Raw genomic sequence first — 10,551 nt, 5'->3', positions numbered from 1 at the left:
GCCGCTGCGCGACAGGCCTGGGACGGCGGCGTACGCGTCCGCGACGTCGCCCGGCCAGTGATCGACGCCGGCTTCGCCGTACCCCCGATCCGCCCCGAACCGGCCCCCGGGGCTAGAAGGAGTCCACGTCGACCACGGCCGCCGCGAAGGCCTCCGGGGCCTCCTGGGGCACGTTGTGGCCCGTGCCCTTCAGTGTCCGGTGGGCGTACGGTCCCGAGAACTTGGCGCGGTAGGCGGCTCCGTCCCCGGCGGGGGTGAACGGGTCGGCCTCGCCGTCGAGGGTGATGGTGGGCACGCCGATCATCGGGCCCGCCGCGAGCCGGGCCTCCAGGCGGTCGTAGCGCGGATCGCCCTTCGCGAGGCCGAGGCGCCAGCGGTAGTTGTGGAGCACGATGGCGACGTAGTCCGGGTTCTCGAAGGACGCGGCGGTGCGGCGGAACGTGGCGTCGTCGAACTCCCACGTGGGGGAGTTGAACTCCCAGACCAGGCGGGCGAGGTCGTGCCGGTTCTCCTGCAGGCCGAGCCGGCCGCGCTCCGTGGCGAAGTAGTACTGGTACCACCACGCCCACTCCGCCTTCGGCGGCAGCGGCTGCTCGTTGGCCTCGCGGTTGGTGATGAGGTAACCCGTCACGGAGACCAGGGCCTTGCAGCGCTCGGGCCAGACCGCGGCGATGATGTCGGCGGTCCGCGAGCCCCAGTCGTACCCGGCGAGGACGGCCTTGTCGATCCGCAGGGCGTCCATGAGGGCGATGACGTCGAGCGCGACCACCGACTGCTGGGCGTTGCGGAACGCCCGGGGCGACCGGAAGCGCGTCGTGCCGTGGCCGCGCAGGTGGGGGACGATGACGCGGTACCCCTCGGCCGCCAGCAGGGGCGCGACGTCGACGTAGCTGTGGATGTCGTACGGCCAGCCGTGCAGGAGCACCACCGCGGGGCCGTCGGCGGGGCCGGACTCGGCGTAACCGATGTTCAGGACTCCCGCGTCGACCTGCTTGAGGGTGCCGAGGGAGGCGTGCGTCCCGCGAAGGGGGGCCGGTCCGCCGGTGCTCGGCGCAGGCCCGTGCGTCGCCGCCGCCGAGGCCGGCTGTGACGCGAGGCCCGTGAGTCCCGCGAGTGACGCCGCGGCCGCGCCCGCACCGAAAACCTTGCCGAAGCTCCGCCTGTCGATCATTCCCAACCTTCTTTCACTTTCCCGGGGTTCTCCCGTCGGCAACCCTTGCACGCGGCTGCGTCACCGGTCAAGGTGGTGACGCACGACAGGTGTGGTGTCCGGTTCGGGGGAGGGGCGGCAGGCCGGTGCGTGGAGGGGGGTGGCAGGATGGCGTCCGGTCGTCGCCCCGCGCGTGCCGCCCGTCCGGCCGCCGCGCCCGGCCGGCCTCCCCCGGGCACCGTGCGGCAGCGTCGCCGGCGGACGCCCACCACGCGGCTGCCGCGTCCGCATCGCGGTGGCACGCGTCCTCGTCGCTATCGCTGGAGTTCCGTCATGTCCCACCGCACCGGCCTGATCCTCGACTTCGGCGGTGTCCTCACCACGCCCCTGCTGCCCGCCGTGCTCGCCTTCGAGCGGCGCGAGGGACTGGCGGAGGGCGCCTGCATCACCGCGCTCTACCTCGACGAGGAAGGCGTCCGCCGCACCCACGACCTCGAGCGCGGCGCGATCACCCAGGAGGAGTGGAACGCCGCGGCCGCCCGCAGCCTCGGTGTGGCCCCCGGCAACCTGATGGGCCGGATCTTCGCCGACCTCAGGCCGGAGACGGCCCTGATCGACGCGGCGGCCGCCGCCCGGCGCGCCGGGGTGCGCGTGGGGATCCTCTCCAACTCCGTCGGCTTCGCGCCGTGGGACCTCTACGAGGGCTACGACCTGGAGGGTTCGTACGACGCGGTGGTCATCTCCGAGCACCACGGGATGCGCAAGCCCGAGCCCGCCATCTTCGAACTGGCGCTGGGCAGGCTCGGACTGCCCGCCGAGGCCTGCGTGTTCGTGGACGACACCGAGCAGTACCTCGCGCCCGCGGCCGAGTTGGGACTCGCGGGCGTCCACGCCAAGGACCCCGCGGAGACGATCGCGCAGCTGGAGGTCCTGCTCGGCGTTCCCCTGGGCTGACGGGGACCGTGAGGCGGGCCGCCGCGCGGGCGGCCCGCCCGTGGGGGTACGGGATCAGATTCCGGACGCCAGCCGGCGCAGGATCCGCTCGGCCGGCTCCTCGGTGGCCTGACGGTAACCCGTGCCGGCCCACAGGTGGATCCGCTCCTGGTCGCCCGCGGCGGTGGCCGCCTTGCGCATCGGGCCGGTCAGGTGGTGCAGGGCCGGGTAGCCGGCCGGCGCCACGTCGGTGTGGCGGTCGGTGAACTCGTTGCGCAGCGCCCTCGCGGGGCGTCCGGTGAACGCCCTGGTGACCACCGTCCCGGTGCGTGCCGGGTCGGCCAGTGCCGCCCGGTGCGGCGCGGAGGTGCCGGCCTCGTCGGCGCGCATGAGGACGGTGCCGACCATGGCCGCGTCGGCCCCGGCGCGCAGCGCCCCGGCCACGGCGGCCGGCGTGGCCAGGCCGCCGGCGGCGACGAGCGGCAGGGGTACCGCCGCGCGCACCTCGCCGAGCAGTTGCTCCAGCGGCACGGCCGCCGGGATGCGCTGTGGGGTGAGCGTGCCGGAGTGTCCGCCCGCCGCGGAGGCCTGCACGGCGAGCACGTCCGCGCCCGCCTCCGCGGCGGCCCGGGCCTCCGCGGCCGAGGTGACCGTCTGGACGACCAGGCTCCCGGCGGAGCGCAGCGCGGCGACGACCGGGGACTCCGGGATGCCGAAGGTGAAGCTCACCACCGGTACCGGGTCGGAGAGCAGCAGCGCGACCTTGTCCGCCCACTGGTCGTCGTCCTCGACGGGTTCCGCGGCCAGTGCGTCGATGCCGTGCCTCCCGGCGTCGGGCGCGATGGCCCGGGCGTAGCGCCGGAAGGCGTCGGGGTCGACCGGGACGGGGTTGGGCGCGAAGAGGTTGACGCCGAAGGCCACCCCTTCGGACCGGACCGCGGCGATCTGCTCCGCCAGCGCCGCGGCGGTGCGGTACCCGCCGGGCACGAAGCCCAGGCCGCCGGCCCGGGCGGCCGCGCCGACCAGCGCGGGCGTGGTGGGGCCGCCGGCCATCGGCGCGGCGAGGACGGGGGTGTCCACCCCGAGAGCGACCAGTGGCGAGACCATGGTGTGAGTGTTCCTCCCGCGGGCGGCGACGTATGTGGGTATCACTGTACGACCGCACGACCATATTTAATAGACCGGTCGACTATCATGGCACCTCCCGGCCCGGTCGCCCTCCCGCGCGCGGACGGCCGCCGCCCCTTCCACCGTTGAACCCAGAGGAGAACCGACATGAGCGCTGACCCGACGGACACGACGAACGACCCGATGCACGAGGTGGTGTCCCGCTGGAAGGCCGCCTTCGACGGCCACCGGCCGGACGAGATGGCCGAGTTGTTCACCTCCGACGCCCTGTTCCAGGGCTTCGGCCCCGAGACCACGGCCGGCCGGGAAGCGGTGCGCGCCTACTACCGGGCGGTGACGGAGGACCGCTGGGCGGACGTGGGGAAGATCCAGGGCTACCGCATCGGCGACCAGGTGGCCGGGGGCTTCGCCGACGTCGTCTTCCGGGGCGCGGAGGGCTGGACGGCCCCCGTGCACCTCTCGCTGGTCCTGCGGCGCGAGGGCGGCGACTGGCTGATCCGCGCGTACCACGTCTCGCGCATCGTCACGGACCACTGAGTCCGCGGGTCCACCCGCCCACCGGGCGGGGCCCGTTGCGAGGTTGCGCCTCCCAGCAGGGAGGGAACCGGTCGTGGCGCCGCCCCGGCCCGCGGGCGCAGGGTGGGGGTACGGAGGACCGGAGCTGTGCCACCGGCCCCGGCAGCCCACCCGCCCGCCCGAAGAAGCCACCGGCTGTTTTCCAGATTCCAGGAGAGGCAACACCGTGAAGGAGTTCCTGGTCGAGCTCACCACCACCGTTCCCGAGGGCACCGACCCGGCCGAGGTCGACCGGCGCCGTGCGGCCGAGGCCGTCAGGGCCAGGGAACTGGCCGCCGCCGGGCACCTGGTCCGGCTGTGGCGCCCGGTGGGCGAGCTGCGCAGCATCGGGCTGTGGCGTGCCGACGACGAGGACGGGCTGTACGGGACGGTGCTCGGCACCCTGCCGCTGTGGCCGTGGATGTCCGCGGTCGTCACCGCCCTGCAGTCGCACCCCAACGACCCGGGGAGGCCGGACGGCGACGCCTGACAGCGCACGCCCCGCCGCCCCGGCACCCCACACGGCTCCCCGTCGCCCCGACACGGTCGCGACGGGGGGCCGTGGTCCGTTCCGGCCCCGATATCCACCCGTCGAGGAAGATGACATGAGCGAAACGATCCAGCGTCCGGCCGCCGCACCCGGCGGCCCGTCCGGCTCGCCCTGGGGCCACGTGGTCCGGGCCGCGGCGGCGCTGGCGGCGGCCATGGGGGTCGGCCGCTTCGTCTACACCCCGATCCTGCCCCTGATGCACGCCCAGGCGCGCCTGACGGCCGGCGCCGGCGCGCACCTGGCCACCGCCAACTACGTCGGTTACCTCGTCGGCGCGCTCGCCGGGACCTTCCTGCCCCGGCTGACGCGTTCCGCCGCCGTGCTGCGCGGTTCGCTGCTGGTGCTGGTCGTGAGCCTCGCGGCCATGCCGCTCACGCACACGACGGCGGTGTGGCTGGTGCTCCGCCTGGTCGCGGGCGCGGTGAGCGCGACGGTGTTCGTGATCGCGGTCAGTGCCCTCCTCGGGCGGCTCCGTGAGCACCCCGCCCACCTGCCCGGCTGGGGCTTCGGCGGGGTCGGCGCCGGGATCGCGCTGTCCGGACTGCTCGTCCTCCTGCTACGCGACTTCGCCGACTGGCGGGCCGCGTGGTGGGCCTCCGCCGCCCTCGCCGCGTTGCTCTCGGTCCCGGCGTGGACGATGCGTACGGACTCCGCGCCGGCGGCCGTGCCCGCGCCGGCCCCCGGTGCCCGGGGGAGTGCCGGGGCGCCGCGCACGCACCGCTGGTTCGGCGCCCTGTTCGTCTCCTACACCCTGGAGGGCGTCGGCTACATCATCGCCGGCACCTTCCTGGTCGCCGCGATCGACCAGGGCTCGCCCGGCCGGCTCGGCACCGGGGCCTGGGTGCTGGCCGGAGTGGCGGCCGTCCCCTCCGCCGCGCTGTGGGCGTGGCTGGGACGGCGCTGGACCCGCCCGGACGTGCTGCTCGCGGCGCTGGTCGTGCAGGCCGCGGGGATCGCGCTGCCCGCCGTGGTCGGCGGGCCGGCCGCGGCGCTGGTCTCGGCGTTCCTTTTCGGCGCCACCTTCATCGGCGTGAGCACGGTGGCCCTGGCCGCCGGGACCCATCTGCGGTTCCCGCGCGCGGTCGCGCTGCTGACCGCCGGGTACTCGGTGGGCCAGATCCTCGGCCCGCTGGCCGTCGAGCCCCTGCTGCGCCACGGCTACCGGCAGGCGCTGGTCCTGGCGGCACTCGTCGTCCTGGCCGCCGCCGCGGCCGCCTTCGCGCTGCGCATCGGCTTCCCGCACCGCATGGACCCGCCGGGTGTCCGGGGTGCGTCCCGCGACGGCGTCGCTTCCGCGCAGGGTCTTTGACAGTTCTCGACCGGTCGTCTACCTTAAATGAAGGTGACCGGTCGTCTAGTGCGCCGGGCCCGTAGGACATCCCCCACGAGAAGGAACACCATGAGCAGCGTTCAGGGTCAGAAGGTCGCGGTCGTCACGGGTGCCTCCCAGGGCATCGGCGCCGGAGTGGTGGAGGGCTACCGAAAGCTCGGCTACGCCGTCGTCGCCACCTCGCGGAACATCGGTGAGTCGACGGACCCGGGAGTGGTGACCGTCCGCGGCGACATCGCCGAGTGGGAGACCGCCGAGCGGGTCATCGCGACGGCTGTGGAGCGCTTCGGCCGGGTCGACACGCTGGTCAACAACGCGGGCGTCTTCGTGGCCAAGCCGTTCACCGAGTACACCGAGGAGGAGTACCGCGCCGTTCTCGGCATCAACGTGGACGGCTTCTTCCGCATCACGCAGCTGGCGGTGGAGCGCATGCTGCAGCAGGGCGGCGGCCACGTGGTCCAGATCTCCAGCAGCCTCGGCGACCAGGCGGACGCGAAGATCACGTCCGTGCTGGCCTCGCTCACGAAGGGCGGCCTGCAGGCCGCGACCCGTGCGCTGGCGACCGAGTACGCGACGCAGGGGATCCGCGCGAACGCGGTGGCGCTGGGCACGATCAAGACCCCGATGCACGCGGTGGAGACCCACGAGTGGCTGGCCGCGCTGCACCCGGTCGGGCGCATGGGCGAGGTCGAGGACATCGTCGAGGCGGTCCTCTACCTGGAGAACGCCCCGTTCGTGACGGGTGTGACCCTCCCCGTGGACGGTGGGCAGACCGCCGGCCGCTGACCGGCGCGGCCGGAGAGCGCAGCGGGCCCACGACGGCGGCCCCGGACAAAGGCGTCCGGGGCCGCCGTCGTGCCATGTGTGCGGCGTCAGCCGCAGTGGCTCCCGCCGGAGCTCGGAGACCGCTCGGACGGTGTACGGATGGGCGCCGGCTCGTTGCTCCCGGCATGGCCATGGTCGAGCGCGTGGTGCCCGACGGGCATGGGCGCCGAGCCGCCGGCACCTTCATCCCCGCGGCCTACTGGTGATGCCAGACCTCCGCAGGAGTGATGTCCCAGGAGGTGCCCGCGATCCCTCCCGTGTTGAAGAACGATGCCCAGCTCACGACCGTATCGCCGGCGCGCTGCCTGCCTCGGTCGAAGTCGAAGCCGGGCCAGGACAGATCGCCCGAGAGGCTGTACGTGATGCCCAGGCCACGCTCCTCGGCGCGCGCGTCCATCTCCGCGTCCAGCTCCGACGGCACACGGCCGATCAGGCGGACTCCGTCGCACGTGACCTGGGGACCGCGCAGCCCGTCGACGAGCACGCAGGTCAAGCCCACGCCCTCGACGAAGTAGGACTTCACGGCCGGTCGTTGCTCGTCGGACTCGGCCCTGCTGAACTCCACGCGCCACTGGGCCCGCCGCGGATTCCACCGCGCGATCTCGCGCTCCACCGCGGCGAAGCCATGCCCCGCCATGTTCTCGACCGCTGCACGTCGATCGACTCCGAAGCTCAGCGGCCCGACCGACCGACCGGGAACACACCCCCATTGCTCCCGCTCCGAGTCCGCGAGCAGCGCCCAGTGGTCCGTGTTCATGGGGCTCATGATCGTCCACTCGACGCGACGGACACAATCCGGCCGGGGACCCAAGGAAGCGCCCGGGTCCTCGACGTGCGGGGGACGTGCTCGTCGGTGGGCCGGGCGGCGGCATGCTGCCGACGTCAACCGTCAACCGTCAGACGGCCCGGACGGTGGGGCCGGTGTCCGCGGCCCACTCGGCGAGGCGGCGCAGGGCGCGCTCGGAGGCGGTCGCGGGTTCCGCGGTGTAGACGCCGAGGATCTGGTCGGGATCGCCGGTGACGGCCAGGGCCTCGTACCGCAGGGTGAGTTCGCCGACCACCGGATGGTGGAAGTGCTTGACCCCGTAGGTGCGGCGCTCGATGTCGTGGTCGTCCCACCACGCCCGGAAGTCCTCGTCGCGCGCGGAGAGTTCGCCGACGAGTTCGGCGAGCCGGGGGTCGTGGGGGTGCTTGCCCGCGTAGAGGCGGAGCGCGGCGACGGACGTGCGCGCCACGCCCTCCCAGTCGTCGTAGAGGGTGCGGGCGGCCTCGTCCGTGAAGATGTAGCGGGCCATGTTCCGCTCCCGCTGGGGGAGTGCCTCGAAGTCGGTGTAGAGCGCGCGGGCGAGGCGGTTGGAGGCCAGGACGTCGGTGCGCCGCCCCACGACCACCGCGGGGACGTCGGCCATCGTCTCCAGCAGGTGGTGCACGGCGGGGCGCACGCGCTGCGGCGGCTGCGGACGGGACGCCGGGCGGGCCGGCCTGGCCAGGGCGAACAGGTGCTCCCGCTCGTCGTCGGTCAGCCGCAGGGCGCGGGCGATGGCGTCGAGGACCGTGCCGGAGACGTTGACGTGGTGCCCGCGTTCCAGGCGTACGTAGTAGTCCACGCTGACGCCGGCCAGCCCGGCGATCTCCTCACGGCGCAGACCGGGCACCCGGCGGGCGGTCGGCGTGGGGGCCAGGCCCGCCTGCTCGGGGGAGATCCTCGCGCGGCGCGAGCGCAGGAAGTCACCCAGTGCGGTGTTCCGGCCGTCGGTCCCGGTCCCGGTCATGTGCGCGTCCATCTCCTCCACGCTACGACGCCCGCCCCGCGGTCGGGAGCCGCAGACGGGTACTGCCGGACCCCCCCCGGCGACCGGGCGTCAGGGCCGGGCCGTGGTGTGGTCCTCCCAGGCCTGCTCGAGGGCGCGGGTGAACATCTCGGCGGGCTGCAGCCCGGTCACGCCGTACTTCCGGTCCAGTACGAAGAAGGGCACGCCGCCGGCGCCCAGTTCCGTGGCCATCCGCTCGTCGGCCCGTACCTCCGCGGCGTAGGCGCCGGGGTCGGCCAGGACGGAGTCCGCCTCCGACCGGTCCAGTCCCGCCTCGGCGGCCAGGTCCAGCTGGGTCTCCCGGTCGTAGACGGAGCGCTCCTCCGCGAAGTTCGCGCGGAAGGCGAGGTCCAGGAACTCCTGCTGGACGCCGCGCGCCTTGGCCAGGTGCGCCAGGCGGTGGACGTCGAAGGTGTTGCCGTACACGCGGCCGCCGATCCGGAAGCCCAGGCCTTCCTTGCGGGCCTCGGAGGCGGCCTGCTCCTCGCGCGCGACCTGCTGCTCGCGGGTGCGACCGTACTGCGCGGCGACGGCGTCGATGATCGGCGTCGAGCCGTTGCGGGCGTCCGGGTTGAGCTCGAACGACCGGTGCAGCACCTCGACGCCGTCCCGGTGCCGGAAGCCGGCGAGGGCCCGCTCGAAGCGTGCCTTGCCGACGTAGCACCAGGGGCAGGCGGTGTCGGTCCAGATCTCGACGCGCATGGTGGGGCATCTCCCTGTTCGTGGTTCGGTGGGGGTGTGGGGGCGGCGCCGCGCGGCTCCGGTGTCGGGGTGGTGGGGCCGCGCGGCGCCGCTGCCGGTGGGGTGCCGGTACGGGTCAGGCGGCCTTGAGCTGCGCGGCGACCCGGACGACCCGCTCGGCCTGGACGCGGGCCGCGGTGCGGGTGACCTCGTCCACGGGGTTGTTGCCCTGGCCGTCCACGTGGGAGGTGCCGTAGGGGTTGCCGTCGACGAACTTGGACGGCTGGGTGAAGCCCGGGGTGACCGTGATCCCGCCGAAGTGGTGGATCGAGGTGTAGAGGGACAGCAGCGTGGCCTCCTGGCCGGCGTGCGCGGTCGCGCTCGAGACGAAGCCGCTGAAGACCTTGTCGATCAGCCTGCCCTCGGCCCACAGGCCGCCGAGCGTGTCGATGAACTGCTTGAGCTGCGCCGAGACGTTGCCGAAGCGGGTGGGGGTGCCGAAGATGACGGCGTCGGCCCACTCGACGTCCTCGGGCGTGGCGAGCGGGAGGTGTGCGGTCGCCGCGTGGTGGGCCGCCCAGGCCGGGTTGCTGTCGATGGCTGTCTGGGGGGCCAGCTCGGCCGTCTTGACCAGGCGTACCTCGGCGCCGGCCTTGACGGCGGCGTCGTGGAGTTCCTTCGCGATCTCGGTGATGGTGCCGGTCGACGAGTAGTGGACGATGGCGAGCTTGACGGGGGTGGCCACAGGGCACTCCGTTTCTTTCGTTGCGTTGCCATGGGGGGATGATCGAACCGGCACTAACCGACCGGTCGCCTATTTGAAGCTAGACGACCGGTCGACAACTGTCAAAGGCATGTGCCCGCACCCGGGTGGCGGTCATGGAGGCTCATTGACCGGTCAAGCAGCTACAGTGGAGTAATGGCGTCCACGAAGCAGCGGTTGCAGCCCCTCAGCGCGAGCGAGGAGGCGTTCGTGCGCGCGGTGGGCCGGGTGCTCATGGAACTCCCCCGCGCCGTCGACGCCGACATGGTCGAGGGGGCGGGGCTGCCGCTCTCCGAGTACTCGCCGCTGATGTACCTGTCGGAGACCCCGGACCGCGCGATGCGGATGAGTGAACTCGCCGCCGCCTGCAGCCTCTCCCTCAGCGGGATGACCCGCGTCGTCATCCGGCTCGAGAAGCACGGCTGGGTGGAGCGCGTGAAGTGCGCGGAGGACGGCCGTGGTTGGAACGCCGTGCTGACGGACGCCGGGTTCGAGCGTCTGGAGCAGGCCTGGCCGACGCATCTCGCCAGCGTGCGGCGCCACTTGGTGGACCACTTCGGCGGCCAGGACCTCGCCGCGCTGACCGTCGCCCTGCAGCACGTGGCGAGCGACCAGGGCGACCACGCCTGATCCCGGCCGCCCGGGCCGGGGCGATCGCCGGCCCTGCCACGCCGCGACGTCCCCCCGGAGCGCGTCGGCCCGGCGCTGGGGGGTACTGCCGGACCCCTGTCGAACGGGGCCTGCTTCCACCCCCCTGACCTGTGCTTCCCGGTGTTTGCCTGGAGAGCGGACATCCATCCCCGCTCCGCAGGACGGGGCGCACAG

12 protein-coding genes are annotated in these 10,551 nt (G+C 73.6%); 6 read left to right on the top strand and 6 right to left on the bottom strand.

The genetic code is table 11. The features are described 5' to 3' along the window. Window positions 1-112: 112 nt before the first annotated feature. Window positions 113-1,171, bottom strand: a complete 1,059-nt coding sequence (locus ABZ479_RS33655; RefSeq protein WP_500465094.1) for an alpha/beta fold hydrolase — start codon at window positions 1,169-1,171, stop codon at window positions 113-115. Window positions 1,172-1,483: 312 nt separating this feature from the next. On the opposite strand from ABZ479_RS33655, the gene ABZ479_RS33650 reads away from it, so the two are divergent. Next, entirely contained in the window at window positions 1,484-2,104 is a 621-nt protein-coding gene (locus ABZ479_RS33650) for an HAD-IA family hydrolase (protein WP_500465093.1), read from the top strand. 54 nt (window positions 2,105-2,158) lie between these two features. Here ABZ479_RS33650 and ABZ479_RS33645 read toward each other — a convergent pair whose 3' ends face one another. After that, window positions 2,159-3,232 carry a nitronate monooxygenase gene (locus tag ABZ479_RS33645; protein ID WP_500465098.1) on the bottom strand — a complete coding sequence of 358 codons (1,074 nt, stop codon included), beginning with the start codon at window positions 3,230-3,232 and terminating at the stop codon, window positions 2,159-2,161. 126 nt (window positions 3,233-3,358) lie between these two features. Here ABZ479_RS33645 and ABZ479_RS33640 point away from each other — a divergent pair, with 126 nt between their 5' ends. The 4 genes from ABZ479_RS33640 (at window position 3,359) to ABZ479_RS33625 (ending at window position 6,432) form a co-directional block, all read left to right on the top strand. After that, complete coding sequence (locus tag ABZ479_RS33640; protein ID WP_499611443.1) at window positions 3,359-3,748, top strand: YybH family protein; 390 nt, start codon at window positions 3,359-3,361, stop codon at window positions 3,746-3,748. Between the two features lie 205 nt (window positions 3,749-3,953). Further along, complete coding sequence (locus ABZ479_RS33635) at window positions 3,954-4,256, top strand: muconolactone Delta-isomerase family protein (protein WP_500465092.1); 303 nt, start codon at window positions 3,954-3,956, stop codon at window positions 4,254-4,256. A 115-nt stretch (window positions 4,257-4,371) separates the two neighbouring features. Then, entirely contained in the window at window positions 4,372-5,625 is a 1,254-nt protein-coding gene (locus ABZ479_RS33630; RefSeq protein ID WP_500465091.1) for a YbfB/YjiJ family MFS transporter, read from the top strand. Window positions 5,626-5,715: 90 nt separating this feature from the next. Beyond that, entirely contained in the window at window positions 5,716-6,432 is a 717-nt protein-coding gene (locus tag ABZ479_RS33625) for an SDR family NAD(P)-dependent oxidoreductase (RefSeq protein WP_500465090.1), read from the top strand. Between the two features lie 235 nt (window positions 6,433-6,667). Here the strand turns inward: ABZ479_RS33625 and ABZ479_RS33620 are convergent, their stop codons facing one another. From ABZ479_RS33620 to wrbA, 4 genes are all read right to left on the bottom strand, one after another. Then, complete coding sequence (locus tag ABZ479_RS33620; protein ID WP_500465089.1) at window positions 6,668-7,228, bottom strand: hypothetical protein; 561 nt, start codon at window positions 7,226-7,228, stop codon at window positions 6,668-6,670. 139 nt (window positions 7,229-7,367) lie between these two features. Beyond that, complete coding sequence (locus tag ABZ479_RS33615) at window positions 7,368-8,255, bottom strand: helix-turn-helix domain-containing protein (protein WP_500465088.1); 888 nt, start codon at window positions 8,253-8,255, stop codon at window positions 7,368-7,370. A gap of 78 nt (window positions 8,256-8,333) precedes the next feature. Next, a complete protein-coding gene (locus tag ABZ479_RS33610; protein ID WP_500465087.1) occupies window positions 8,334-8,984 on the bottom strand; it encodes a DsbA family oxidoreductase in 651 nt (216 codons plus the stop codon). 115 nt (window positions 8,985-9,099) lie between these two features. Further along, window positions 9,100-9,708 carry an NAD(P)H:quinone oxidoreductase gene (wrbA, locus tag ABZ479_RS33605; RefSeq protein ID WP_500465086.1) on the bottom strand — a complete coding sequence of 203 codons (609 nt, stop codon included), beginning with the start codon at window positions 9,706-9,708 and terminating at the stop codon, window positions 9,100-9,102. Between the two features lie 174 nt (window positions 9,709-9,882). On the opposite strand from wrbA, the gene ABZ479_RS33600 reads away from it, so the two are divergent. Further along, window positions 9,883-10,356 carry a MarR family winged helix-turn-helix transcriptional regulator gene (locus tag ABZ479_RS33600; protein WP_499611458.1) on the top strand — a complete coding sequence of 158 codons (474 nt, stop codon included), beginning with the start codon at window positions 9,883-9,885 and terminating at the stop codon, window positions 10,354-10,356. Window positions 10,357-10,551 lie beyond the last annotated feature (195 nt).

The sequence above is a fragment of the Streptomyces sp. NPDC005722 genome (assembly GCF_040630935.1).
Classification (GTDB): Bacteria; Actinomycetota; Actinomycetes; order Streptomycetales; family Streptomycetaceae; genus Actinacidiphila.
The sequence above is the reverse complement of the archived record's forward strand: the minus strand, read 5'-3'. Positions and strand labels throughout refer to the sequence as shown.

What these genes read in the sequence shown, in the direction of transcription:
- ABZ479_RS33655 (WP_500465094.1), bottom strand. Translation starts at nt 1,171, where the DNA reads ATGATCGACAGGCGGAGCTTCGGCAAGGTTTTCGGTGCGGGCGCGGCC.
- ABZ479_RS33650 (WP_500465093.1), top strand. Translation starts at nt 1,484, where the DNA reads ATGTCCCACCGCACCGGCCTGATCCTCGACTTCGGCGGTGTCCTCACC.
- ABZ479_RS33640 (WP_499611443.1), top strand. Translation starts at nt 3,359, where the DNA reads ATGAGCGCTGACCCGACGGACACGACGAACGACCCGATGCACGAGGTG.
- ABZ479_RS33630 (WP_500465091.1), top strand. Translation starts at nt 4,372, where the DNA reads ATGAGCGAAACGATCCAGCGTCCGGCCGCCGCACCCGGCGGCCCGTCC.
- ABZ479_RS33625 (WP_500465090.1), top strand. Translation starts at nt 5,716, where the DNA reads ATGAGCAGCGTTCAGGGTCAGAAGGTCGCGGTCGTCACGGGTGCCTCC.
- ABZ479_RS33620 (WP_500465089.1), bottom strand. Translation starts at nt 7,228, where the DNA reads ATGAACACGGACCACTGGGCGCTGCTCGCGGACTCGGAGCGGGAGCAA.
- ABZ479_RS33615 (WP_500465088.1), bottom strand. Translation starts at nt 8,255, where the DNA reads ATGGACGCGCACATGACCGGGACCGGGACCGACGGCCGGAACACCGCA.
- ABZ479_RS33610 (WP_500465087.1), bottom strand. Translation starts at nt 8,984, where the DNA reads ATGCGCGTCGAGATCTGGACCGACACCGCCTGCCCCTGGTGCTACGTC.
- ABZ479_RS33600 (WP_499611458.1), top strand. Translation starts at nt 9,883, where the DNA reads ATGGCGTCCACGAAGCAGCGGTTGCAGCCCCTCAGCGCGAGCGAGGAG.